The sequence below is a fragment of the Ktedonobacter racemifer DSM 44963 genome (assembly GCF_000178855.1).
Classification (GTDB): Bacteria; Chloroflexota; Ktedonobacteria; order Ktedonobacterales; family Ktedonobacteraceae; genus Ktedonobacter; species Ktedonobacter racemifer.
On record NZ_ADVG01000001.1, the window covers coordinates 397,448 to 423,184 of the forward strand.

At 55.9% G+C, this 25,737-nt stretch carries 22 protein-coding genes and 3 pseudogenes; 19 read left to right on the forward strand and 6 right to left on the reverse strand.

Annotation, left to right across the window (positions count from 1 at the left end):
* Nucleotides 1-658: 658 nt before the first annotated feature.
* The 11 genes and pseudogenes from KRAC_RS01845 to KRAC_RS01890 all read left to right on the forward strand — a co-directional run bounded on the left by KRAC_RS01845 (nt 659) and on the right by KRAC_RS01890 (nt 10,733).
* Nucleotides 659-1,273, forward strand: a complete 615-nt coding sequence (locus tag KRAC_RS01845) for a nucleotidyltransferase domain-containing protein (protein ID WP_040441750.1) — start codon at nt 659-661, stop codon at nt 1,271-1,273.
* A gap of 463 nt (nt 1,274-1,736) precedes the next feature.
* Nucleotides 1,737-2,432 (forward strand): annotated as a pseudogene (locus KRAC_RS01850) (lantibiotic protection ABC transporter ATP-binding subunit); the annotation flags it as partial.
* 225 nt (nt 2,433-2,657) lie between these two features.
* Nucleotides 2,658-3,407, forward strand: coding sequence for a lantibiotic immunity ABC transporter MutE/EpiE family permease subunit (locus tag KRAC_RS01855; RefSeq protein WP_007904061.1), 750 nt, complete (start codon nt 2,658-2,660; stop codon nt 3,405-3,407).
* The gene (locus KRAC_RS01860) at nt 3,408-4,196 is read left to right on the forward strand and encodes a lantibiotic immunity ABC transporter MutE/EpiE family permease subunit (protein ID WP_007904062.1); all 789 of its coding nucleotides are present in this window, start codon (nt 3,408-3,410) and stop codon (nt 4,194-4,196) included.
* A gap of 74 nt (nt 4,197-4,270) precedes the next feature.
* Complete coding sequence (locus KRAC_RS01865) at nt 4,271-4,999, forward strand: response regulator transcription factor (RefSeq protein WP_052567858.1); 729 nt, start codon at nt 4,271-4,273, stop codon at nt 4,997-4,999.
* Nucleotides 4,945-6,087 (forward strand): HAMP domain-containing sensor histidine kinase, encoded by a 1,143-nt coding sequence (locus KRAC_RS01870; protein ID WP_007904064.1) that lies wholly within the window; start codon nt 4,945-4,947, stop codon nt 6,085-6,087. The genes KRAC_RS01865 and KRAC_RS01870 overlap by 55 nt, the downstream gene beginning before the upstream one ends.
* Nucleotides 6,088-6,359: 272 nt before the next feature.
* Nucleotides 6,360-6,908 carry a GrpB family protein gene (locus KRAC_RS01875; RefSeq protein WP_007904066.1) on the forward strand — a complete coding sequence of 183 codons (549 nt, stop codon included), beginning with the start codon at nt 6,360-6,362 and terminating at the stop codon, nt 6,906-6,908.
* Nucleotides 6,909-7,311: 403 nt separating this feature from the next.
* Entirely contained in the window at nt 7,312-7,941 is a 630-nt protein-coding gene (locus tag KRAC_RS01880; RefSeq protein ID WP_007904067.1) for a hypothetical protein, read from the forward strand.
* Nucleotides 7,942-7,943: 2 nt separating this feature from the next.
* Nucleotides 7,944-9,185, forward strand: a complete 1,242-nt coding sequence (locus tag KRAC_RS60525) for a hypothetical protein (protein WP_052567861.1) — start codon at nt 7,944-7,946, stop codon at nt 9,183-9,185.
* Between the two features lie 17 nt (nt 9,186-9,202).
* Nucleotides 9,203-10,063 carry a sensor histidine kinase gene (locus tag KRAC_RS60530; protein WP_157506262.1) on the forward strand — a complete coding sequence of 287 codons (861 nt, stop codon included), beginning with the start codon at nt 9,203-9,205 and terminating at the stop codon, nt 10,061-10,063.
* A 7-nt stretch (nt 10,064-10,070) separates the two neighbouring features.
* Nucleotides 10,071-10,733, forward strand: a complete 663-nt coding sequence (locus KRAC_RS01890) for a response regulator transcription factor (RefSeq protein WP_007904068.1) — start codon at nt 10,071-10,073, stop codon at nt 10,731-10,733.
* A 287-nt stretch (nt 10,734-11,020) separates the two neighbouring features.
* Here the strand turns inward: KRAC_RS01890 and KRAC_RS01900 are convergent, their stop codons facing one another.
* Genes KRAC_RS01900 through KRAC_RS01910 form a run of 4 tightly spaced genes read right to left on the reverse strand, consistent with a single transcriptional unit; the run spans nt 11,021 to nt 13,198 of the window.
* Nucleotides 11,021-11,665, reverse strand: coding sequence for a response regulator (locus KRAC_RS01900; protein ID WP_007904071.1), 645 nt, complete (start codon nt 11,663-11,665; stop codon nt 11,021-11,023).
* Nucleotides 11,666-11,687: 22 nt separating this feature from the next.
* Entirely contained in the window at nt 11,688-12,536 is an 849-nt protein-coding gene (locus KRAC_RS01905) for a GAF domain-containing sensor histidine kinase (RefSeq protein ID WP_052567866.1), read from the reverse strand.
* Nucleotides 12,537-12,539: 3 nt separating this feature from the next.
* A complete protein-coding gene (locus KRAC_RS60535; protein ID WP_052567868.1) occupies nt 12,540-12,836 on the reverse strand; it encodes a hypothetical protein in 297 nt (98 codons plus the stop codon).
* Nucleotides 12,837-12,886: 50 nt separating this feature from the next.
* Complete coding sequence (locus KRAC_RS01910; protein WP_007904073.1) at nt 12,887-13,198, reverse strand: hypothetical protein; 312 nt, start codon at nt 13,196-13,198, stop codon at nt 12,887-12,889.
* A 648-nt stretch (nt 13,199-13,846) separates the two neighbouring features.
* On the opposite strand from KRAC_RS01910, the gene KRAC_RS01920 reads away from it, so the two are divergent.
* The 7 genes from KRAC_RS01920 to KRAC_RS01950 all read left to right on the forward strand — a co-directional run bounded on the left by KRAC_RS01920 (nt 13,847) and on the right by KRAC_RS01950 (nt 23,199).
* Nucleotides 13,847-14,512, forward strand: coding sequence for a hypothetical protein (locus KRAC_RS01920; protein WP_007904078.1), 666 nt, complete (start codon nt 13,847-13,849; stop codon nt 14,510-14,512).
* Nucleotides 14,513-14,728: 216 nt separating this feature from the next.
* On the forward strand, nt 14,729-16,840 hold the full coding sequence (locus tag KRAC_RS60540; RefSeq protein ID WP_007904080.1) for a histidine kinase: 2,112 nt from the start codon (nt 14,729-14,731) through the stop codon (nt 16,838-16,840).
* A gap of 12 nt (nt 16,841-16,852) precedes the next feature.
* Nucleotides 16,853-17,500 (forward strand): response regulator, encoded by a 648-nt coding sequence (locus tag KRAC_RS01930; RefSeq protein ID WP_007904081.1) that lies wholly within the window; start codon nt 16,853-16,855, stop codon nt 17,498-17,500.
* A gap of 22 nt (nt 17,501-17,522) precedes the next feature.
* Nucleotides 17,523-18,800, forward strand: coding sequence for a hypothetical protein (locus KRAC_RS01935; RefSeq protein ID WP_007904082.1), 1,278 nt, complete (start codon nt 17,523-17,525; stop codon nt 18,798-18,800).
* A gap of 553 nt (nt 18,801-19,353) precedes the next feature.
* Complete coding sequence (locus tag KRAC_RS01940) at nt 19,354-21,066, forward strand: transposase (protein WP_338010110.1); 1,713 nt, start codon at nt 19,354-19,356, stop codon at nt 21,064-21,066.
* 97 nt (nt 21,067-21,163) lie between these two features.
* Nucleotides 21,164-22,105 carry an isoaspartyl peptidase/L-asparaginase family protein gene (locus tag KRAC_RS01945; protein ID WP_244421929.1) on the forward strand — a complete coding sequence of 314 codons (942 nt, stop codon included), beginning with the start codon at nt 21,164-21,166 and terminating at the stop codon, nt 22,103-22,105.
* A gap of 323 nt (nt 22,106-22,428) precedes the next feature.
* Nucleotides 22,429-23,199, forward strand: a complete 771-nt coding sequence (locus KRAC_RS01950) for a sugar isomerase domain-containing protein (RefSeq protein WP_007904088.1) — start codon at nt 22,429-22,431, stop codon at nt 23,197-23,199.
* A 6-nt stretch (nt 23,200-23,205) separates the two neighbouring features.
* Here the strand turns inward: KRAC_RS01950 and KRAC_RS68855 are convergent.
* Nucleotides 23,206-24,027, reverse strand: a pseudogene (locus KRAC_RS68855) (IS5 family transposase).
* A 128-nt stretch (nt 24,028-24,155) separates the two neighbouring features.
* Between KRAC_RS68855 and KRAC_RS79190 the strand changes: the two are divergent.
* A pseudogene (locus KRAC_RS79190) lies at nt 24,156-24,345 on the forward strand (transposase); the annotation flags it as partial.
* A gap of 419 nt (nt 24,346-24,764) precedes the next feature.
* Here the strand turns inward: KRAC_RS79190 and KRAC_RS01965 are convergent.
* On the reverse strand, nt 24,765-25,475 hold the full coding sequence (locus KRAC_RS01965) for an MIP/aquaporin family protein (protein WP_007904089.1): 711 nt from the start codon (nt 25,473-25,475) through the stop codon (nt 24,765-24,767).
* Nucleotides 25,476-25,737: the final 262 nt, after the last annotated feature.

Genomic DNA, 25,737 nt, shown 5'->3' on the forward strand with positions numbered 1-25,737 from the left:
AGCTTGGAAACGCTGTTGATGTGCTTTCCTTTTCAATGGAAAAGGTCTGTGCTCAAGCTCACTTTGTAAAATGTGGGTAAGAATCAGGCATGAATGCGGGGGTCTCCTGCCTCGATTTGATGACCCAAAAGCTTGCCCGATTTTGCCCTCAAACATGAGCACTTGCCCCCAATCATGAGCATTGGCGTGAATATGCCTGGGCAAACCACTCTGCATCTGGCTTCTTCCATCGATATCTTGTAAATTGGTACTCTTTGAGAAGAGCAGAATGATCTGTGGAACCTGTTGTGACCGGAAATCACTCCAGTATGCAGGCATCCTCTTGCGCCCTCCGCTCCCTTGCCTGGTAGTAAATCGGGCCAAACTCCTGCGGATTTTTGGGTGAAACGAAGGAAATCGGCGTGAAACCGAGGAATAGATCATTCGAGATCTGGAGAAACCGCTCCAGAGGCGGATGGTCTCGCACCGTTCTTGTAAATTCAGGAGGTCAGCCCAGAGCGCATCTCGCACGAAACCATCATCAGCCCGAAACCTAGCCAGATGAGTCTTGACATATATGCGCAGTATCCGTTGCAAAAACCTTGTGTGCGGTCGCTACATTGGGTAGGATTACTTGGTCAATACGGAAATACTGTTTGAAAGGTATGGTACGACAAACGTGGCAAATCAGTTTGGGCCAAGGCAGCCGTGGCAACCAGCGGAAGTTGCCAAATTCTTTTCCACGCTCACGGTTCCCTGGTGGATCGCTGGCGGATGGGCACTCGATCTCTTTCTCGGAGTTCAAACACGAGAGCATGAGGATATCGATATCCTCTTTCTGCGTCGAGATCAGCACGAGATCCGTGCGCAGTTTCAGGGATGGGATGTTCAAGAAGCGCATCCGGAACTGTTACCCAGTTCGTGGCCTTTCCAAGAATGGAAACAAGACATGCCTCTCTCTGCTTCGGTCCATGATATTTGGTGTCGTCCGCACGAGAGTGATCCCTGGGCACTCCAATTGATGGTCATAGACACCGACCATAACCAATGGATTTCTCGTCGCACGGCACAGATCCGTGGTTCTCTCTCTACTCTGGGATCGGTAACCAAGGATGGCATTCCCTATCTTGCTCCAGAAATTCAGTTGTTCTACAAAGCCAAGGGGCTGCGCCCTAAGGACGAGGTGGATTTCGCCAGAACACTCCCCGCTCTTGATGGAAAGCGTCGAGAATGGTTGGCTCAGTCCCTTGCTCTCGTCCATCCTGGACATGCATGGCTGACGAAACTCACATAGAGGTAGAGCAGGAGAGACTCCCGCATGACAGGCTTGTCCGTAGATGTACACTCCCACTCGGCTCGCCTCATTTCCTTGCACTCCTAGGCCCTTGAGTATTAACGGACCGGAATACCACGCTAAGCGCTTAGCGTGGTATTCCGGTCCGTTAATACTCAAGGGCCTATGTATGGGAGGGCGAAGTTCGATTTCCTGCGAATACGGGTGTTGTGTGCAGCATGATGCTTTTCCGGAAATTAAGCCAGATCTCTTTGGCCTCACAAGATCAGTCGCCGGGAAGAGCGTTCTCCGCTTTCATTGTTGGGCTTACCACTAACTTTGCGTCAGAACCCGGAATACAACGCTAAGTGCTTAGCATTGTATTCCGGTCTGCTCATACTCAAGGGCCAAGAACGCCTGTTTATGATTTCTTTAGAATTGGGCAGTATGATAGGCTCCGAACTGATAAGGAGGAGCTATCCCAATGAACGCTATCGTACAAACCCAACAACTGACGAAGCACTTCCGTTCCCAGGTAGCCATTGAGAACATAGATCTGGCTATCGAGCAAGGCTCCATCTATGGCCTGCTCGGACCGAATGGGGCGGGAAAGTCTACCCTGCTCAAGCATCTCGTAGGGCTGCTGCGGCCCACCAGCGGACAAGTACTCATCGCGGGCGAGCCGTGGCAGCGCAAACACCTCTGGCATATTGGTACGCTGATCGAGTCGCCCTCGCTCTATGGGCACCTGACGGCGCGTGAGAACCTCAAAGTCCACACCTATCTGCTGGGTCTGCCACAGCGCCGTATAGACGAGGTCCTGGAACAGGTTGAGTTGAGCAACGTGGGCGACAAGAAGGTCGCTCAGTACTCGCTGGGCATGAAACAGCGCCTGGGCATCGCGTCCGCCCTGTTAAGCAAACCCAACCTCCTGATATTGGATGAGCCAACGAATGGCCTGGACCCCGCCGGTATCCGCGAGATGCGGCAACTGATCCAGCGCTTTTGTGAGCAGGGCATGACCGTCCTGGTCTCTAGCCACATCCTCTCCGAAGTTGAGCATATTGTCACGCATCTGGGCATCATCAGCAAAGGGCGGTTGCGCTATCAGGGCACGCTCCAGGAACTAATGAAGTATGGACAGCAGCGCTTAGAGATCGAGACCCTCCAGGTGCAGCAGGCGGTTGCTCTCCTGCGAACCTCCTATCCGGACGTACAGAGCAATGGGACGAAGATCCTGCTCGCGGGGGCCAATGCCGAGACCGCGCACATCGTGACGCTCTTGACGCAACATGGCATTGCCATTACAAAGGTCGATGCAGCGCAGGATGACCTGGAAGCGCTCTTCCTGCGGATCGTTGAGAGCGGTGATTACCGCTAATCGCAGCGAGGGAGGAGATATTCGATGTTCAATATTCTACGTGCCGAATGGCTACGCCTGAAGCGTACATTCACACCGATCTTTCTAGCGGTTCTGCCCGTGAGCCTGGTGGCCCTGGAAGCACTCTTGCGCTTTCTGACACCGAACGCGAGGGCGTGGAGCTTCTATCTCTGGTCAATCCTCAACTGGTGGCCGCTGATCTGGCTTCCCTTTGGGATCGCACTGCTGGCCTCACATTCTATGGAAGTGGAGAAGCGCGCCAGAGCCTGGAAGGCGTTACGGGCGCGTGCCGTCGCGCCGGAGCACCTGTACCTGGGGAAACTGCTGGTCCTGACCATCCATACGCTCGTTAGTTCGCTTCTACTGATCGTATCGACGCTGCTGGTGGGAGTGATCGCACTGCAAGGAGAGGTTCCCTGGCTCCTAGTCTGCAAGGCGTCATTCATGCTCTGGATGGCCGCGCTTCCACTGATCTCGCTCATGCTCTGGTTCGCCTATATGGGCGGCTACATCCTGGCGATTGTTGCCAATTTGCTTGGCTTCTTCGCTGGGGCGGTCGCAGGCCTCAGCAACTACTGGCTCCTCGTTCCCTGGGCAGTCCCCCTGCGCATGGCAGTACCAATTGTGGGAGTGCTGCCCAATGGTATTCCGCTGCAAGCACATGATCCGCTCTGGCAGATGCCAGTCCTGCCGATAGTAGGCGTCGCGCTGGTTGGCTATGTGCTCTTCGCCATCGTGGGCGCGTTCTGGTTCGTGCGCAAGGAGGTGAAGTAGGTGTTTCTACGCGCATTGGCTTCCGAATGGCTCAAGCAGCGGCGCACGCCTGCCCTGTGGCTCACGCTGCTCTTCCCGCTTGCCTGTATGTTGGGCATGGGCTGGTATCTGACGGTCTCGTACCGCCTGGACTGGAACAACATGCTTCAGTTTACCTTTGGCGCATGGCTCTCTCTCTGGCCCGCCGGGGGGGTAGCCCTTCAGGCCGCACTCGCCGCCAATCTAGATATGCAAGAGAACAACTGGCAAGCGTTGCTGGTCCGTCCAGTCGCGCCCGCGATGCTGCTGGGGGCTAAGTTTCTCGTCCAGGCGGCGCACCTGCTCATCCATACGCTGATCCTGAGCGTCGTGCTGGTCCTGGCAGGCGTCTTGTTGCATGTTCAGGGCGCGGTGCCGTGGAACGTGATCCTGCTGCTTGGCCTGGGGACAGCACTCTTTACCCTGCCGTTGCAAGTCCTCTACATGTGGGCTGCGACCGCGAAGGGAATGGGAATGGCGATTGGCCTGGGGGCTGTTGGTCTGCTGCTCGGTCCCTTGCTGGGTGCTACCTCCATGGGAGAGAGTGTCTGGGTCTACATCCCCTGGGCCTGGCCGTTGCGCCTGTACATGCTGCTGACAGCAATATGGAGCGAGTTTCATGGGGATTTCACCACGCCCTCTGTTCAGCCCGGTCTGCATCTCATATATGCTGTGTTCGTTGCAACGCTCTTCCTGTTGCTGGCGGTCGTGCTCGCAAGCCTCCTCTGGTTCGAGCGACGCGAGCAAGGAAATGTGATACACTCTGCGTAATAGGCTCACATGATACTATGGAACGCCGGATATATGCGCCCGCATGTCTGGCTTTTCCAATGAACGGGGAGGCTATGGCTACAATACTGCTGGTCGAAGATGAAAAGAGCATCCTTCAGTTTGTGCGAGATGCGTTGGAGGATGCCGACTATACGGTATTGAGCGCGGAAGATGGCCTGAACGCGCTCAAGCTCGCGAGGGAGAAGCAGATTGACCTGGTCCTGCTTGACATCGGACTCCCAGGGCTGGATGGCTTTAGCGTCTGTCGTGTGCTGCGCGAGGATCTCCACATCCCTATCCTGATCGTCAGTGCGAGGCAGAGCGACGCTGATAAGGTGCAGGGCTTTGGTGTGGGTGCGGATGACTACATTATGAAGCCGTTTAGCATCCGTGAGTTGCTCGCGCGAGTGCAGGCGCATCTCAGGCGAGAGCAGCGCTACAGGCAGCCGAAGAGGCGGATGGCGCTGCTCAAGAGCGGCGGGCTGAGCATTGACATGGAGCGGCACGAGGTCTCCTCTGGGACTACCTCTCTTGCCTTGAGTCGCAAGGAGTTCGAGGTACTCTGCCTCCTGGCTCGCCATGCGGGGCAGGTCTTCGCGCGCGATGTGATCTTTGATCGAGTCTGGCAGGATGACACGGAGAGCTACCTGGAGACCGTAACCGAGCATATCAAGCGCATCCGGAGCAAATTGGCAAGAGTCGATGCGCACACGGAGTACATCAAGACGATTTGGGGAGTGGGCTATAAATGGGAACCGAGCGTCACACAGATATCAAGAAGCTCTTCTTCTTCTACGTACTAAGCGCGCTGGGCATCATCCTCTTGCTCTCGGCCTATGTCGAGGGGCTTCTGGTCCTACAGCTTGTCCGCGTGGCGTACGACTATAGAGAGGATTTAGCGTGGTATGTCAGTCTTCTGCAGAGTATGCTTTTCCTGGCTCCTATCCTGATCTCGCTTGTTACTCTCCTGGTGACGACTGTCTTGTTTGGGCGACGGCTGGCAAGCTGGTATGGTCCGCCGTTGCGCGAACTCAAGGCTGCTGTGGAGAAGATCAAGCGGCAAGACCTCAACTTCGCCATCTCCTACAACGGACCCGACGAGCTTGGCGACCTCTGCCGGGCTTTCAACGAGCTTAGCAATCAGCTACAGTCCTCGTTGCTACAGGAGTGGACCAGGGAGGAGGAGGCGCGCGAGATGGTCGCTACCCTCTCGCATGATCTGCGTACGCCCGTGACCATTCTTCAGGGACATATTGAGAGCCTGGCGAGTGTGCGACCAGAGAAGCGTGCGCAACGCTTGGAACGTTATCTGCCCGCGCTGGAAGAGGGCGTACAGCAACTTAATCAGCTTCTCGGCTTGATGCTGACCGCAGTCTCCCTTGAACAGAGCGGCTTCACCCTTCAGCCGCGTCCGATTGACCCGGAGGACGAATTGGCACGCAAGGCCGAGAGCTATACCTTGCGCTGCGCCGAATATGGTATCACCTTCCATTACCATGTGGACAAGCTGCCAGGGCTAGAAGGTAGGGCTGGACTGGATATGCAGCGCATTGGGCAAGTGCTGGACAACCTCTTCGAGAATGCGTTGCGCTTCACGCCCGCGGGGGGAACGATCTCGCTCGCTTGGGCCTGGAATAGAAGTGTGCTCAGCTTCCGTCTGGGCGATAGAGGGCCGGGCATTAACGTGCAGGATCTGCCGCATATCTTCGACAAGTACTATCATCGCTCAGCCGGAGAGGTAGAGCGAGAAGGCACGCCCAAGAAGTCAACGGGTTTGGGTCTCTACATCTGTAAGGAACTGGTGGCGCGACATGGTGGGAGCATCGCTGCGCGCAACCTCCCCGAAGGCGGGTGCGAGCTTTCCTTCTGGGTTGTGCCCTTCAACGCGTAAGGCGAGCGTGACACTCTGCGGGGTATTGTCAACTTGTTTTTTTACTTGATGAGCTTTCCCCTCTGAACCCCCATTTTAGACCTTTGAGGGAACACCTCGTTGCGCAACCTGTGGGCAGAACCGAAAAGTGAGCACCTTTTGCCCTCAAAGGTTAGCACTTGCCCCGAAAAGTGAGCAACTCAACCATTGACGAGCTGAAAAAGTGCCCCAGACGCGGATGGTTATGGGAGATGAGATACGCTTGAAAGAACCAATACCGTAGGAGGACGATTTTGTCTACCATCGTTGTAAACGATTACAATCCGACCTGGTCTGCGAAGTTCGTAGAAGAGAGGCAACGCCTGCAAGGCGGGATTGGTGAGTTTGTTGAAGAGATCCACCACATCGGCAGCACGTCCGTTGCTGGCCTGGCAGCTAAGCCCATTATTGATATGCTCATTGTTGTCCCTAATCTCTCTGTGGTGCCGTACTGTATCTTCCCACTCGAGCGCCTTGGGTACAGCTATCAGGGCGAGGGAGGCATTGCTGGCCGTCACTTCTTCCGCAAGCCGCCCCAAGGTTTCGAGCGCGACTTTCACATTCATCTGATGGAGCGCAGCAACGAGCAGTACGAGTTCCACCTCCTCTTCCGCGACTATTTGCAGACGCACGCTGAGGCCAGGCAAGCTTACGCAGCTCTCAAGAAGGAGCTGGCGGCCAGGTTCGGTTCAGATCGGACCAGCTATACTGCTGCCAAGCATGACTTTATCCGCCTCCTCATCCAGAGAGCTCGTGAAGAGAAGGCTCAAGTCTCGCGTGAGGTGCAACCACCTGTCCGATGACGGTAAAGTCCCTGATGAGGTGGCCTCGACCAAGCATTGGGAAGCAAGGAGAAGCTAGCGGCAACAGTAATCACCACCACGAGTACTATTCAATTGACATTCAACACTCAGGAATTGCTTTATGATAGATTTTTACACGTATCCTGGGCTTACCTCTACCTCTCGTTGGGACATTTATCCCGCTTGGGTGTTCTCCATAGGACAAATAGCCCGCAAGAATTGGGTCGTTGTCCCATGACAGGGCAATAGCCTCTCCAGTACCATTGAAGTAGCGATATGAAAAACGTTTCACTTGTGAATGTAGCACCGGCTTTTGTACCCGGCGCGGCTCTCGCAGGCACGCCCTGCTGCGTGCCTACATACCAATGGGAAGCAGGAAAAACCTGCAAGGAGGCTATCACCCATGTTATCAACTCCTTTAAAGCGTTTGAGCGGGCTGAGCCTGCTCGCTGGCAGCGTTATCGTGATCGTCGGCATTGTGCCGGGCTTTTTTGTAGACTCCAGCCCGGCTGATACGCTCAGCGTTGCCACTGCCCTGATCCGCCTGATTGGCGCGATGCTGGTAGTGCTGGGCCTGCCCGGCGTCTCTCTTGGAGGCAACCAGAGAACTGGGGTTCTGGGGCTGATCGGATCTGTTTGCACGTCGCTCTTTTTCCTCATGGCCCTGGCCACGGAGCCCATCTTCGCCTTTGTCTTTCCCTACCTGGCTGTCAAAGACCCGTCGCTCGTGAGCGGCCCGCCTCCGGCCCCACTGTTCATCTTCTTTACGATTGACGGCCTGATGTTGCTCATAGGCGGCGTCCTGCTGGGCATCGCCATTCTGCGCTCCGCCACCTCACCTCGCTGGTCTGGCCTGGCGCTCATCATCGGCGCCCTGGTCAGTTTCGCCGGTGGCTTCTTCCAGGGCCCCATCGGTGATCTGGGCACAGTGATCGTCTTGATCGGACTGATCTGGCTGACCATCGGTCTGTGGCCGAAGCAGGCCGATGCCCCGGCCAGTGCTGCCGTTTTACCAGCGAGCGTAAGAGGATAAATATGCCTCAACCATCATTGAGCCAGGGCCTGCCTTCCCGGCAGCCTGGCACAACGATATCACATTTGCAGGGCAGGCCGCTCCTGGTTGCCAGAATCCTCTGGCTGCTCCTGGTTGCTGCGGCGCTGATCACTTTTATCGCGAGCATCCCGGGCGCTTTCGCCGCCGCCCATATCGTCTGCCCCTCCGCCGCCGAATGCAGCGGCGGTCTCACGGTGAACCAGGCGCGCCAGCTCGCACACCTGGGCCTCTCTCTCGATTTTTATGGCACTCTGGGTGTCGGACTCTCGATTTTCCTTGAGGTGGTCTATGTTACAACCGGCGTGATAATCTTCTGGCTCAAAGCCGACGACTGGATGGCGCTCTTAGGTTCCTTGATGCTGGTGACCTTTGGTTCGGTCTTTCGCGACTTCAATCCAGATCCCTCGGCCTCTCTGTTTCTCTATGTCCTGGCCCTTGTGATGGCCTTCTTCGGCAATTGTTGCATCGGCCTCTTTTTCTATCTATTTCCCAGCGGAGCATTTGCTCCGCGTTGGGTACGCTGGCTCGCACTGGTCTGGATGCTGTACTGGGCCGTCAAAAATCTGGTTATGGGTATGATCACCACGAATTCCAGCCCCGACTTCGTGATCTTTCTTTGCCTACTCCTGAGCATGGTCGTTACCCAGGTGCATCGCTATCGGCGCGTCTCCACCTTTGAGCAGCGCCGGCAAACGAAGTGGGTCGTCTTTGGCCTCTCCCTGGCCCTGCTGGGCTTTCTCTCGTTGATGATCGTGGCATCGGTGATCCCGCTGCCGATCATTCCCGACCTGATTGGGGGTAGCCTGCTCTACGTCTTTCTCTCACTTATCCCGCTCTCCATCGGCGTTGCCATGCTGCGTTCGCGCCTGTGGGACATCGATGTTATTATCAATCGCGCACTGGTCTATGGCGCACTCACTACCTGCGTGGTCGCCCTCTATGTCCTGGTCGTTGTCGGGCTTGGCACATTGCTGCAAGCCAGCGGCAACCTGCTTATCTCGCTGCTGGCGACCGGCTTGGTCGCAGTCCTCTTTCAGCCGCTGCGCGAACGTCTCCAGCAGGTCGTCAATCGCCTGCTGTATGGGGAACGCAACGATCCGTACAAGGTTATTTCGCGCCTGGGAAGCCGCCTGGAAGCGGCGCTGGCCCCGAAACTGTTCTGCCAACAATTGTGGAGACAGTTGCCCAGGCGCTCAAGTTGCCCTATGTCGCGATCGCCTTGAAAGAGGGGAGCGAACTCTTGACCACAGCGTCCTATGGCGAACTGAGAGAGAAGCCTCTTTCTCTGTCGCTTACCTACCAGAGTGAGCAGATTGGCGAACTCACTCTCGCGCCTCGTGGATCGGCCGAACCATTCTCAACCGCTGATCGCCAGTTGTTGAATGACCTGGCGCGCCAGGCGGGCATCGCCGCGCACGCCATTCGCCTCACCACCGACCTCCAGCTCCTGACCGGCGATTTACAGCAATCTCGCACGCAACTTGTGATGGCTCGTGAAGAGGAACGCCGTCGCCTACGCCGCGATCTGCACTATGGACTTGGTCCCGCCCTCGCCACGATCACGCTCCAGGCCGAAGCGGCCCGCGATGCCCTCTCAACGGAACCTGACCAGGCCGTATTCCTGCTGGAAAGCCTGGTCAACCAGGCCCAGACGGCCATTAGCGATATCCGCCGCCTGGTCTATGATCTGCGCCCGCCGGCTCTCGATGACCTTGGCCTGATCGCCGCAGTGCGCGCTCAGATCATGCACTACGAGTATACCGGCCTGCGTGTGACTATCGACGCGCCTTCACGCCTGCCGGAGCTTTCAGCCGCGGTCGAGGTCGCGGCCTATCGGATTATTCAGGAAGCGCTCACCAACGTCATGCGCCATGCGGGCGCTCGCTCGTGCCTGATCCAGCTGGACTGTGACGACGCGCTCAACCTGGCGATCAGGGACGATGGGCGCGGCCTGCCCGCCGAGCCCTCGCTGGGCGTAGGCATCCGCTCTATGCGCGAGCGAGCTGCTGAGCTGGGCGGCTCTTGCAGCGTAGAGAACGTGCCATCGGGCGGAACCTGTGTGGACGTGGTTCTGCCACTTGGAACAAAACAGCAGGAGTAATCGAGCTATGGAGCCAATTCGCGTACTGATTGCCGATAATCACGCACCCTTTCGCGAAGGGTTGCGCGCGCTCTTGCGCTCAGAAGGCGACATCGAAACCGTTGGCGAGGCCGCTACAGGCAGAGAGGCCATTGCCAGGGCTGCAGACCTGCAGCCTGACGTTATTTTGATGGACCTGCATATGCCCGATGGCAACGGCATCGAGGCAACACACTCCATCCTTGCTTCTAGCCCGCACATCAGCATCCTCGTGCTGACTATGTTTGAAGACGATGACTCCGTTTTCGCCGCTCTGCAGGCTGGCGCGCGTGGCTACCTTCTCAAAGGCGCGCTCAAGGCCGAAATCCTGCGCGCCATTCGCGGCGTGAGCCAGGGAGAGGCTATCTTCGGGCCTACCATCGCCAAACGCCTGATGTCCTACTTTGCCACGCTCAAACCTTCCGCACCCCTGCCCGCGCCCCCTGCCCAGGCTTTCCCTGAACTGACCGAACGCGAACAAGAGATCCTCGCCTTGATTGCTCAGCACCTTACCAACAGCGAGATCACCGAGCGCCTCGCGCTCAGCCCCAAAACCGTGCGCAATCACGTCTCTAATATCTTCAGCAAACTCCAGGTTGCCACGCGCGCCCAGGCTATTATCCGCGCTCGAGAAGCTGGTTGGGGGACATAGGCAAGAGAGACTCCCAAAAAATCATTTTACCAGCATAGCGAAAATTTTGATACATCGGTGAGTGGGTCTTCCCGGAGACAAGAGAGCAGGTCACTCACCGATGTATCCTGATTCCACCCATGGAATTCCCAAAGAAACCATGCGTCGCAACCGCACCACCCGGCATGGAACTGAGGATGAGACTACAAAAAGCTCTTGCTATCCAGGAGTTCCAGAAGAATTTACACTTGAACACAATTCCAGGTTTCCTCTCGGCATTCTCGTGGAACTCCAAAATGTTGTCTCTCCTATTTGAGGCCAGCATCGCGGGCTCGCACAATCGCCTGGGCCCGGTCGGCCACCTGGAGTTTGCTGAAGATATTGGAGACGTGGTTCTGTACAGTCTTGAGGCTGAGGGTAAAGTGTTTGGCGATGGCTGCGTTACTCTCGCCCTGTGCAATCAGGAGAAGAATCTCCCGCTCACGTTCAGTGAGGTCGGGAAAGGCGATGGCAGACGCGGTCTGTGGGAGAGCGGAGAAGTAATGGATCATGCGCTGCGCGATGGCGGGGCTGAAGATAGCCTCACCCCGGGAGACTGCTTTGACTGCCCGCAACAGCTCATCCTGGTCCGCGTCCTTGAGCAGGTATCCACGAGCGCCAGCGCGCATGGCAGCGAAGACCGAGTCGTCGTCTTCAAACATCGTGACGACTAAGACCTTCATGTGTGGGCTGGTATGCAGAATGCGGCGTGTAGCCTCTATACCGTTTATCCCGGGCATTTTGATATCCATGAGGATCACGTCCGGCTGGAGAGCCTCTGCCAAGGACTCGGTCTCATTGCCGCTCGCGGCCTCCCCAATCACTTCCATGTCTGGGAGATCGCGCAACATGGTCCGCACTCCCTCACGGTAGAAGGCATGATCATCGGCAATCAGCAGGCGAATGAGCTCCATCTGGTTTGTTTCCTTCCCTTTCTCAACCAGGAGATGTTCCTATGATTTCAGGGGCCGATTTCAGGGGTAGCCGCACCTGGACATAGGTACCCCGGCCTTGTATTGTTGTCAACGTGAACTCACCTCCCAGTTCCGCGACCCGTTCACGCATGGAGGTGATACCGACGCCAGCACGGTTATCCTCGAGCAGGCCGCGACCATCATCGCTGATCGAAAGGTACAGGAAGCGCTCGGCTGCCAGTCCTAGTCGCAGGAGGCAGTGTTGGGCGTGTGCATGATGCACGACGTTGGTGAGCGCCTCCAGGGCGATGCGATAGGCCGCAACCTCCACAGCAGCAGAAAGTTCCGATATATCCGATAGAGCAGTGGGCACTTCTAGAGAGACGTGCAGGCCATTTGTCCCCTGGAGTTGCATCACGTGTTCGCTGATGGCTGAGACTAAGCCCAGTTCATCCAGCACAGGTGGCCGTAGCGCATAGACGACGCGGCGAATATCTGCAATGGTTGCTTTGACCTGCGCCTTGAGGGTATCCAGTAGCACAATAGCGGCATCGGGATCATGCAGGACTAGGTGACTGGCCGTATCGATACGCTGGGATAGGCTGGCAAGCGTTGGGCCAACGCCGTCATGTAGATCGCGCCGCAAGCGACGGCGTTCCTCTTCCCGTGCCAGTACCAGACGCTCACGTGCCTTTTGAAGATCGGTCGCCAGCCGGACGGCGTGCGCAGCGAGACCCGCCTGCCGCGCCAGTTCATCGAGCAGGCGCATATCTGCAGGTGTGAAGGCTTCGCCAGGAGAGCGCGGAGCGAGCTGGAACTGGCCGAGGGTTTGCTCCTGGTAGGCAAGCGGCAGTGTCAGGAGCTCTCCCACAGGCTAGCCATAGCTGGCTGCCAACTCAAGAGTCTCCTCCTGTTTCCACAAAATAGCCGCATAGGGGAGCTTGAGCGCCTGGGCCACCGTTTCGACAATGGTCGAGAGGACCGCATCGGGCTCAAGCGTCTCCTTCAGCCGCTGAGAAAGACGCGCAATCACCAGGTAAGGTTCGTCACGCTGACCATAGAGCAAGCGATTCACGCCACGTTGCAGGAAAGCACGCAAGGGCTGAAAGAGCACCGCGATCAGACCAGCAGCTAGCAGGGCAATAAAGAAGTTCCCCTGCGCTTGAAGCACTGCCCCCAGCGTTCCTACGATGAGCGCGTACAGGCTGATAATGCTCAGCGTCAGTAGACCGTAGACAAGGCATTGATGGCATCACCAGCCACTCCCAGAATGAGAATGTAGAAAGCGGTTGCCAGGAAACCGAGAAGCCCCAGCAGACCAGCTCGCTGAGCTTGTCGGCTATACATGCTTGGCAACCCGACAACAATTACGAGTGCGCCAAGAACACGCAGGAGAGCCGCCATGGCTGCGATGGTGTTGGTAGGATCATCATCATCACCAGTGAAGAACTCAGGAGCGGCACCAACAGCAGCGAGTAAGCCACCAATGAGCAAGCCGATACCACTCAGGCGAGACAAGGTTCGAGAAGACATGATGGAAAACCTCCTTAAAGACACGTGTCGACGTATTGGGTAGAGAGCGTGTAGAGAACCGGCAGAAATGAGCTGTTTCATGTATCCCTGCCTTTCTCTCGAGAACATAACTGGTGAGCTTTCCCGTTGTCATGGGGACAGATTCCCAATGAGACCGGGAATTTTCTTGCGGACCTTCTCGTGGTTCTTTCCTTAGCTGGGAGGAATACGTTTCATCGCCCTCTGCTTTGTCTTACCATCGGCCGATTTCGGTGCCACTCAGTTATCTCGAAAACGGCCCAGCCTGTTGAAAAAGTCCAAGTAATCTCATCATTTTACATATGACACGCAAATTTTGAGCGTAGAAGACAGGGCGATTGTGGGATATGCTCATCCATAGATGACTTTTCCAACAGGTTGGGCCGTTTTCGAGATCTGCTGCATCTTTCTCATGCAAGTGGGTACCCACCTTCACATTTTCTTCAACAAACACACCTGGAGCATCCCAAAAAGTGTCCCGAAAAAGTTGGGACATTTTTGAGGACATTGCCAGACGACCTTGGGGCAACTCACCTGCTACAGTTACAGGCAGGAGCGGTGGGGCGCAGATCACGCAAGCCTCAACCTCCATCGCGTTTTTGAGCTATCTCTTGAAGGAGGAAAGATCTCATGTCATCAAGCACCTCGTACCGTCTGAGCGGCATTGCCTTGCTCAGCGGCAGCATTCTTTCGGTCGTCTACTATGTGACTCAGGCGTTTAGCAGTGACACGGATGTGAAAGCGTTGACCAGTCCCCTGTTTTTGATCAGTAGCATCATTGGGTTTATTGGTGGGTTGCTTGTTCTGCTTGGGCTGCCAGGGGTATACACTCGCCAGGCAAAACAAGCGGGGATCCTGGGGCTGTTAGGCTTTCTGAGTCTTGCATATGTGACGCTTATGTCATGCGTTCTGATTCCCTTCACGTCGATTACTATTCAGTCGTTCCTGGCTGGAAGCACGAATCCCGCGATCCAGGCACTTGCCACCAGTGCGCCGCCTGCTATGGACCCGTTCTTCTTCTTAAGCCTGGTCACACAGATTCTTGGGAGCCTCTTGTTTGTTATTGCCACATTGCGCGCCAGAATTTTCCCTCGCTGGCCTTCCTGGCTGCTCATTGCCACCCTGGTCGCGGCCTTTCTGAGTTTTTTGCCCTTCTTCCCACATGCGTTGGGGAATCTTGCTCCCGTCCTCACGTACATAGCGTTGGCTGGTTTCGGCTACTTCCTGCTTGCGTCAGGAAGTAGTACAACTGCGCAATCTACACCTGTCAGTGTTGGAGTGGAAGCTCGCTCCTAAGTATGGAATTCTTGCTGTGCGTGGGCTTGATGGCCCACGCACAGCAAGAATATCTATGAATAAAAATATGCCCTCCTTTACAGAATAGAGTAGAAGGAGCCTTCAGAGGTAAAACCAGGATGCTTTTCTTGTACGAATGTCTCTTTTCACATAAAATAGTAGCGCTAAATGATGATATACTGAAATTTAACGGCATAGAGCAGGAGGCACGCAGCGATGAACCTCGCAGAGAGAGAGACGACAACCATAGGGGCGCATCGTCATCCTGATACCCATTTGCAAGGGCATCAACTCCTGATAGCACGGTTCTGCTGGCTAGTGCTGGCGCTGGCAGTTGTTGTCCTCAACATCCTGTCTTTTCCCGCAGCCATGGCGTCGTTTCTTCCGCCAGAAATCATACGCGAATTGCACGAACTCCATTTCTCGCTGCCTCTCTATCTGATCCTGGGCGTTGGCATGAATGGTCTCTGTTTGCTCCTCTACCTGGCTATGGCTGTGCTGCTTTTCTGGCAGCGTTCCGATGATCGTATGGCATTCTTTTGCTCGCTAATGTTGCTGACTTTTGGGAGCGCTGCAAGCGGTTTCTTGCCACAGGTGTCGTCTGCGCCTCTCGCCTGGAATCTAGCGGTTTTTCCCCTCTTCTTACTTGGCCAGTCTACCTTCCTCACGTTCTTCTATCTCTTTCCTTCCGGGCGCTTTGTTCCGCGCTGGACTCGCTGGTTTGCTCTGCTCAATCTCTTGTATTGGACCGCGTCATTCTTCTTACCAGAGGTAATGTCTGGCCCGCCCAGTGCCTTGATGTTTGTTTTTGGGATCACAGCAGTCATTGCTCAGGTCTACCGTTATCGCTCAGTGTCTCCATCCAAAGAGCGCCAACAGACAAAATGGGTAGTCTTCGGTTTTGTAGCTGCCATTCTGCTTTTTATTCTCTCTCGCTTCCTGTTTTTCGTTTTGCCGCCAGCTTTGCAACGTTCACAGGTGGCAGCGACCCTCTTGGGCGGTGGGAGCGTCTATCTGGCCTTGATGCTCATCCCGATCTTTATTGGCATTGCTATCCTGCGTGACCAACTTTTCGATATTGATCTCATCATCAATCGCACCCTGGTCTATGGAACGCTAACAGCGTGCGTTGTTGGCTTCTATGTGCTGGTGGTTGGCTATCTAGGCGCGCTCTTTCGTACCAGTGGGAACCTGCTTATCGAGCTTCTCGCTACTGGCCTGATAGCTGTGTTGTTTCAACCGCTGCGCAACTGGCTTCAGCGGAGCGCTAACCGACTGCTCTATGGCCTACGCGATGAGCCGTACGTGGTGTTGGCTGGGCTTGGACAGCGCTTGGAGACGACCCTGGACTCTGATGCCGTCCTGCCTACGATCGTGACGACGATAAAGGAGGCACTCAAGCTCTCGTACGCTGCCATTGAAGTGAAGGAAGGGGCCGCAGCGATGCTGGTTGCCTCCTCTGGCTCTCCTCCAGCGCGAGAAACTCTGCGGCTGCCCCTGGCGTACCAGCGCGAGCCGGTGGGAACGCTGCTTATCGCGCCTCGTGGATACGATGATAATCTTACACCCGCCGATGTGCGCCTCTTAGATGATCTGGCCCATCAGATCGGGATTGCCGTCCACACGGTACGCCTAACCAGTGATTTGCAGACCTTGACCAAAGCCTTGCAGCGCTCACGGGAGCACCTGGTAACGGCACGAGAAGAAGAGCGGCGCAGGTTGAGGCGCGACCTGCACGATGGCCTGGGGCCACTACTGAGTGCGGTCATGCTGAAAGTAGGGCTGGTGCGTACGCTCTACCAACGCGATCCGGCCGCGACCGATGCTTTGCTGAACCAGCTTGAGTCAGAAATTGAACTGGTCATCGCAGATATTCGGCGCCTGGTCTATAATCTTCGACCTCCAGCGCTTGACGAGTTCGGGCTCTCTGGAGCCGTCCGCGAGTATGCAGCCAGGCTCGGGGGTGAAGCGCAGGCACTCAAAATCATGGTGAAAATCCCCTCCTCACTACCTCTGCTCCCTGCCGCCGTAGAAGTCGCAGCCTATCGGATTGTGCAGGAAGCCGTAACGAATGTCATTCGTCATGCCCACGCGCACACATGCCAGGTGCGTCTCCTGGTAGATACGACCCTCCAAATTGAGGTACAGGATGACGGCGCAGGCTTTGAGGAAACGCAATCAACCGGCGTAGGCCTTATCTCAATGCGCGAACGGGCAGAGGAATTGGGAGGCTCATTCACCTTGAAAAAAAACCAGCCTTGTGGAACAGCGATTCTCGCGCATCTCCCACTGGGAGAGAGCAGTGCCGAGACAAGCGCACGTGGGTAAAGGAGCAAAGAGATGGACGCTTTAACGGTTCTCATTGTGGACGATCATCAGTTCTTTCGTGATGGTGTGCGTGCGCTCCTGGATGCTCAATCTGACATGGAATATGTGGGAGAAGCAACGACTGGTGAAGAGGCGATCCGCCTTTCAGCCGAGATGCAGCCCGATGTGGTGCTCATGGATGTGCATATGCCTGGCATGGGTGGAGTGGACGCAACACACCAGATTATGAAGAACAGTCCCCAGATTCGCGTCCTGGTAGTGACCATGTTCGAGGATGATCACCTGGTGTTCGCCGCGATGCGAGCGGGGGCACGTGGCTATCTGCTCAAAGGAGTCCGGCATGAAGACATGGTACGAGCGATACGAGCTGTGGGCAACGGCGACGCCATCTTCAGCCCGGCGATTGCGACCAAACTGGTCAGCTATTTCTCGACGTTGCAACCAGCACATCTCGCGCCGGTCTTTCCCGAGCTGAGCCAGCGAGAACGCGAGATACTCGCATTGCTGGCCCAGGGGTGCAAAAATGCCGAGATTGCTGAGCGCCTGGTCGTCAGTCCCAAAAGTGTGCGCAACTACGTTTCCAATGTCATCAGTAAGCTCCAGGTAGCTGATCGCGCCCAGGCGATTCTGCGCGCGAAGGATGCTGGCCTGGGAAAGTGATCTTCCGAGGAAGAAAAGAGAGATGAACCAAATGAGAATGAAACGCAAGGCGACTTCCGCACATCTGCGCTCCGATACGCTCCTGCAAGGGCGCTGGCTGCTCGCTGCACGGCTCTTCTGGGTAATCCTGGCTCTGGCGATTGTCGTGCTCAATGTGCTGTCTGTGCCTGCTGTCATCGCATCAACGTTCCTCACGCCAGAAATCAGCGGAGAGTTGCACACCCTTGGCCTCTCCCAAACGCTCTATCTGACGCTGGTTGTTGGGATGAATGGTATGTGCATCATATGCTACCTGGCGATGGCCGCGCTGCTGTTCTGGCGACGTTCCGGTGATCGCATGGCCTTCTTTGGCTCGCTGACACTGCTCACCTTTGGAGGAGTTGTCGACGGTTTTCCGTCAAATGTCTCCGGAGCCTCGCTGGCCTGGAACCTGGTCATCTTTGTGCCCTTCCTGCTCGGTCAGGTAAGCTTTCTCGCCTTCTTCTTTCTGTTTCCTTCCGGGCGCTTCGTGCCGCGCTGGACGGGCTGGTTCACTCTGCTCTGTGTGCCTTACTGGTTTGTGATGTTCTTTTTTCCCGCGCTGACTGCTGGCCCGCTGGGATTTCTGGTGATTCCCTTCCTTCTCACGGCGGTCATCGCGCAGGTTTACCGTTATCGCCGGGTCTCGACGTTCAGAGAGCGTCAGCAGACCAAGTGGGTGGTCTTCGGCTTTGTCCTGGCGATCCTGTGCTTTATCCTCTCTCGCTTGCTCGTCTTTGTCCTGCCGCCAACTGTGCTCAATTCGCAAGTCGCGGGGAACCTGCTGGGTGGTGGCAGCGCCTGCCTGGCGTTGATGTTGATCCCCATCTTTCTCGGCATTGCTATTCTGCGCGACCGGCTTTTCGATATTGATCTCATCATCAATCGCACCCTGGTCTACGGTCTGCTCACCAGTATCCTGGTGACGCTCTACGTTGGCCTGACGATCGGCCTGGAAAGCCTAGTCGGGCTCATCGCCAGGCAAACCTCGCAACCAGTAAGCATTGTGCTTTCCACCCTGGTGATTGCTGCTATTTTCCAACCCTTACGTCACCGGGTTCAGAACGTCATCGACCGGCGCTTCTACCGGCGCAAATATGACGCGCAGAAGACCCTGGCGGCCTTTGCCTCCACCTTGCACAACGAAGTTGATGTGCAGGAGTTAAGTGAACACGTATTGGCGGTGGTCAACGAGACCATGCAGCCAGCGCATATCTCGCTCTGGCTGTGCGCGACGAAGCCGGGCATTGAGCAATGGAGAAGCATTACAAGTGCCAGTTGATGGTGGAAGAGTGCGACTACCACTACCTAAAGATTTCCGCATCATTGGAACCCTCAATAGCTTCGACCGCAACTATCTCAACCAGCTCAGTGAGGCACTGAAACGCCGCTTCTCCTTTATTGAAATCCTACCTCCCTCACGCAGATATCGCCAGGAAGAGCAAGGGATCGTCATTTATAAAGCACTGCAGCAACTTGCTCATCATACGTCACTCATTACGACAAAGGAGGAGGAACTCACCTGGGCTGGTATTATCTCTGTGCGGGCAAATACTAATGGCATCTATGAACTCGTCTGGCAAGATAAACAGCATCCATTCTTCTCCATATTCACACAACAACTCTGGCCACTCTTCGAGACAACCCGTATTTATCGACAACTCGGAACCGCACAGGCCATTGCACTCACAAGTCAATTGCTTACACCGCCGCCTCTGCTGGATGAGAGGAAAGAGAGCAGGGTCAGATACCTAGAACTAGCGTTCTTCCCGTTCCTCTGGTACAATAGACGTCAGTGGATCGAGATCACGTGTGTGTTCGAAGAAGGGGCCACAATGCCGAAGAAGTGTCAGGGACAACGCAAGAAGAAGGAACAGCAGGAGAAGCGACCTGCGACCCCCACCTTTCTGCTGGAACTGCCCCTGGCCGTCGATCCAGGGCAAGCCGCCCGCCTGCGCTCCCATCTGGAAGCCGCTCGTCAGCTCTACAACGCCATCCTCTCCCAAGGACAACAGCGCCTGCGTCGTATGCGGTCTGACCCTGCCTGGCAAGAGGCCCGCGCCCTTCCTCGCACCCACAAAGCGGAACGAGCGGCAGCCTTCTCCGCCTTGCGCAAAACGTATGGCTTCTCCGAAGCCGCCCTGCATGAAGCCATCAAGGGGCTGCGCGTGGGCTGGATTGCCGCGCACATCGAGGCTGTGCTGGCCCAAACCCTGGCCACTCGCGCCTATCGTGCCCTCAATCGCGTCTGCCTGGGCAAAGCGAAACGCGTGCGTTTCAAGAGCCGAGGACGCGGCTTCTCCAGTCTCGAGAATAAGCGCAACAATACCAGCCTGCGCTTCGTCCTGCAACCACCCGAGGAGGGAAACGCGGGGAATCTGCTCTGGAACGGAGACCGCCTGCCCGCCCTCATCGATTGGAAGGATGAAGTGGTGACCCATGGGCTCAGGCACCGCATCAAGTTTGCCCGCCTCATCCAGCGTCCTGCCAGCAGCCCCAGAGCGGCGGGCGCTGATGAAGAGGGCTATCGCTATGTCGTGCAACTCGCACTGGAGGGCAAGCCCCACCAGAAGAAAAAGCACACGGTTGGCACGAGTATTGTTGGCGGTGACCTTGGTCCCTCCACCCTGGCCCTCTTTCCCCAGCAAGGAGAGGCAAGCCTGGAGGTGTTCTGTGCACAACTGGCGCCTGATGCTAAAGCCATTCGTCGCTTGCAACGGCAGATGGATCGGCAACGAAGGGCGGCTAATCCCGAGCACTACGACGAGAAGGGGCGCATCAAAAAACAAGGCAAGAAAAAGCTGCACTGGAAGCAGAGTAAGCGCTACCAGGCCACCCGGCAACGCAAGGCGAGCAAAGAGCGCAAACTCGTAGCACATCGCAAGAGCCTGCATGGGCACAAAGTGCATCAGGTAGTGAAACTGGGCACCACCATCATCATCGAAAAGATTTCCTATAAGGCATGGCAGAGGCAGTTTGGCAAGAGCGTGGGACTGCGAGCGCCAGGGATGTTTGTGGAACTGTTGAGGCGCACCGTTGAGAGTACGGGCGGCATCCTGGTAGAAGTCCCCACACGCACCACCGCGCTGAGCCAGTGGTGTCATGGCTGTGGCAAGAAGCTCAAGAAGCCGCTTTCGCAGCGTTGGCATCAGTGCGAGTGTGGCGTGGGTCCCGTGCAACGCGACCTGTATTCGGCGTTTCTGGCTGCCTACCTTGATCCAGCAGACCCCATTCCCTCGTGTGCCCGATACCAGGGGTATTGGGAAGGTGCGGAAGCGCGCCTGCGGGCAGCACACGAGCGTCTCACACAACGCGCGAAAGAGGGGCAGACCTTGCCCCGAAGCATGGGTTTGACTCGTGCGAGAGCGCGTCTGCCCGAAAGTTCAGGGGGACCACCACTAGAGCCAGCTTTCTTGCTGAAGCGAGAAGGACGGGAAGCGTGGGCCGAACCCCTGGAACCCCGTCGCTTTAGCGCGGGGAGCTTCAGTACCACTACCTTTCCCCAAAATGTACAAAGTCGAACTATGAACATTGGCAAATTCTGGTGATACATCTCGCTCATGTCCCGCATGAAGCCAGCCACCCGCAAGAGGTGGCCGGCTTCATGCGGGCGGCGCGCCCCGTTTAGCAATACAGCCAGGTTGCATGATACAATGGACCCAACCATATCAAACATCAGGAGTACATACATTATTTATGTCTATCGCGATCATTGTTCACGGAGGAGCAGGAACTATTGCTCCCGAAAGAATAGAGGGCGCGCGCAAGGGCTGCAAAGAAGCCTCCGCCATCGGCTGGAACGTGCTACAGAGCGGCGGGACCGCGCTCGCAGCCGTCGAAGCCGCTGTGAGATCTCTGGAAGATAACCCGCTCTACGACGCGGGCACCGGTTCCTACCTCTCCCTGGGCGGCAAGATCGAAATGGACGCCGGCATGATGGAAGGGCACACCTTGCAGGTTGGGTCAATCGCGGGCATCGAGCTGATCAAAAATCCCATTTCGCTGGCGCGCCAGGTGCTGGAAAGCCCGCATGTATTGCTGGTCGGCAAAGGGGCACAACAATTTGCGCAGGAAAGGGGCATCTCTCTGTGTGAGCTAAAAGACCTGCTCACCGAGTACCAGCACGAACGCTGGAAAGCGGCACGTAAGGCGCTCGACGAGGGCAAGCTCCAGGAAGGAGAGAAGCATGGCACGGTCGGCGCGGTCGCCATCGACAGCCAGGGGCATTTAGCCGCCGCCACCTCAACTGGTGGCATCTTCAACAAATATCCCGGACGCGTCGGCGATTCACCGCTGGTCGGCTGCGGCTACTACGCCGACGAAGATGCCGCCGTCTCCTGCACCGGCGATGGTGAGGATTTCATCCGTCTGCTCATCGCCAAACGTGCCAGTGATTTTGTAGCTGGTGGTATGAATGCTCAGGAGGCAGCCGAGGCTGCGATCAACGTGCTGGGCGCCAGGGCCAGCGGAACCGGCGGCCTGATCATAGTCGATCGCCGTGGCAATATCGGCTTTGCCCACAATACCCGTCATATGTCCAGGGCCTATATGCAGGAAGGTATGCAGGAGCCGACCGCCGCGTCATAAAAGGGTTGTGTTGCAAAAAAGGAAGCTGACCTGCTAGAGTGAAGGGAAAAAGCGAAAGAGGTCTCCTTTATCAAACCGCGCCGTAAAACCCTGTCTCTTATACACATTTAACAAAGTGATTTGGCAACGTGGCTGAAGAAGCTGTCTTGGAAAGAAGAGCTGACAAACAGAGATGTGAAAGCTCAAGCTCCCCGTCCCGCATCTGATGCTGGCTCCCATTTGCCATTGTTAAATGTGTATAGGGGACAGCCTTGTAGGCGTGGGGAGTCGTCACTACAGGCTTCTAAACGATCAGCATGAGAATGGTGTGTTGAAGGAAAAATATGAACGAACATCACGATCAACCGGTTTCGCTACAAGCGTGCTGGCTACAACTCCTCCATATGCAGGAAGAACTTCTCACAACACAGACCGAAGCCATTCAGCAAGCGGCGCAGGCCTGTGCCGAATGCATTGAATATGGAGGCGTCATTCACACCTTTGGATCAGGGCACTCACGCGCCTTCGCTGCCGAACTGGTCCATCGTGCCGGTGGTCTCGCGCCGATTAATCGCATCGATTTTGAAGATCTCGCACTTTATGGTGACTGGTCATTGAAACGTGTTCGTAGCCTGGAATGTGAGCGTGACCTGACGGCGGGAGCTGCATTACTCTCCTACCACCGGATCGAACCGCACGATGTCTTTTTGATTGCCTCGCAATCGGGGGTTAATGCCGCTGTTGTTGAATATGCTCTTCAGATAAAACAGCGCCAGCACCAGCTCATTGTCCTCACATCGCTGAAGCATACAAGGGAGACCCCTTCACGCCATCCTGGCGGTCAGAAGCTCTATGAACTTGCTGACATTGTGATCGATAATTGTACGAGCTGTGGTGATACGCTGCTGGCGTTACCTTCATCTGAGCAGATCTGTTCGGCCTCGTCGTTGATAGGTGTCCTGGTTGCTCAGCTTTTGAATAGCGAAATAGTCAATGCATTGCAATCGCGTGGCAAAGATGTTCCGGCCTTTGTTTCAGACAATATTGAAGGGGGGATCGAGCGTAACCTTTCACTCCAACGGCGCTATGAAAAGCGTGTACGCTACAAAGGCTAGAGGCTGTTATGAAGAGAAAGAGCAATGAGTCATCAAGAGAGCAAAGCGATGAAGCATGAGAACGGTAAACGCCAGCAAGTGCGCGACCAGCCAACGTCTCGGGCAAGCGTTCATCATCGCGAGCCAGGCGAAGAAAACGGGTCATCCAGGCGAAGCTGCGCTCCACTATCCATCAAAGTGGCAAAAGCACGAAGCCGCGCTTGGTCACTGGCAATTTGACTACCTCCAGGCACATTCCATGCTCTTGGGCTGCCTGAGCGGGGTCCTCACCGGTATACCCTTGATCCACAAAAGCCAGTTCTACATGCTGGTTGGTCACATCTTGAACGCCAGCAGCCAGTTTGCCAACCTGAGCACGATCCTGCTCGTCGGCAGGCGTCACATGCAATGTCAGCAGATGACCCAGCGCATCGACCGCCAGGTGAACTTTCCTGCCCTTGCGTCGTTTGGCCCCATCATAGCCAGCCCGATATTCGCGGATCACGGACTCGATTGCAGCGTTCGGCTATCAAAGATGGCCGCCGAGGGCTCTTGCTGACGCCCCTGAGCCCGCGCGCAAGATGGCGCAGGTCATTGACAATGGCCTCAAACACCCCATTTCTGAGCCGAACGCTCTCGTTTGCTGGTAGACGGCAGCCCAGGGCGGCAAGTCGCGAGGCGTCATACACCATTGGGCTCCTGTGCACACCATCCAGCGCAAGCCATTGAACACCTCACGCAGGTCATGCTCTCGTTGAGGTGCCTCTTCGTCCATCAAGGTCAGGTAAGGAGCCGACATCCGCTCCATTCTTCATCACTTACATCGCCGGGGTATGCTTTTCTTTCCATACTCCTAGTCTAGCAATTGCTCATAACGGCCTCCAGGAATACTTGCCTTTCGCCTGAAACTATTCGAACGACACGAGACATCGGTACTTCCGCAACTTCCGTGCTCAGCAATTCTACTATCCTGGCGAGTAGATGGACTCATGGGCTTGCCCGAGGCCATAGAAACGCTCTATCCGCACACGCGTGTCCAGATCTGCATGGTGCACATGGTGCGCAATTCCCTCAAATATGTCTCCTACAAACATCGCAAGGAAGTGGCGGACGACTTGAAACTGATCTATTCAGCAGCCACGGAAAGTGAAGCCCAAGCCTATCTAGACCTCTTTCTACAGAAGAAGTCCGTTTCATCCTGGAACATAAGTGGCAGCAGATTGGTGCGTTTACAACCAGACGATTTTGGCGATATGGAGGCCGTTGCAGCCGTCATTCGGATCACAGGAGGAAATTTCCGTCTCATTCATCGTCTGTGTACCCAAATTGAACGCATTCTTCACATTAACGAGATACGCATGGTGACAAAAGAAGTGGTTGATGCTGCGCGAGAACAGCTCGTCATCGGACAGGTCTGAAACAGCAGAAGGCCTGTCAGCGTGTTTTTGACGTTATCTCGATTCCTTTTTGACAGAGGCAACAAAGTACACGAAGTATGCTTTAGGAGCCTCTGTGCACTGTCGAAGAACCGTTATCTTGATAAATATCATTTGGTAAAGCGCGTATACTGCGAAGTTGGTAGTTGCTCAATTCTTCTCTCTCGGCACGAGCAATTTCCCATCCTGATCGGTATTTACCTGGGGCGCTTTGATATGTTTGAAGATGCATCGATAGCGTGGGTCGTGGAACAGCTTGGGCGTCAGCACATCGTGGATGCCCCCACCGTTCAGCAATCGAAAGAGGCCAACGGCCAGGAGCGCCCCGATGGGAGAGGCAAGAACATATACCCACTGGTCGCGCCAGAACCAGGAGACCAGCGCCGGGCCAAAGCTGCGAGCGGGATTGAGGCTGGAGCCAGAGATGGGCGCCACCAGCCAGTAGATGAATGCCACCAGCAGCCAGGACATCAAAGGGGTCCAGCGCATCAGGCGATGGCTGCTGAGAAAGAGAAAAATGGCCAGCACCAGCAGGCAGATAAGCCCCATCTCGCTGAGAAAGACGCCCCAGATGGGATATCCCATCCCTGGAGCGGTGACGCCATTGTGGACGCGTGCTGCCCACTCCTTCCAGATCAGCACAGCCAATCCCGCGCCGAGCACTGCTCCGAGCAATTGGCTCCCAAGGTAGCGAACCAGATCGTGTGGATGCATCTTGCCCTGCAGCCAGAATGCGAGCGAAAGAGCTGGGTTGAGATGAGCGCCGCTCAGCTTTCCCAGAGGTGAGAGAGCCACGAGTGGTCCGCTTGTCGCCAGGATCAACTCCGCGATCAGCCGACGGGCGCTGCTATTAGGAAGCACGGCTGCCAGCAGAAGTACTTCTGCATGCCTCTTTCCTTTCGTCTGTCTGTCTCACTCGCCTTCTTCTCCATCATAGGCCGGTTCAAAAAGGTGATCATTCCTCTGGCAAACAACACCATCCCCGCGCGCGTTCCCGCCTCCTTGAAAGGATGTGTTGTGAGAGATGCTCTCTCTTCTTTCCACCAGTTGGCCTTTTTCGCCCTCCTATAGTTTTTATAGATACTATGCCACTCTGGATGGATGTATTTTGCTCGCAGAAAGC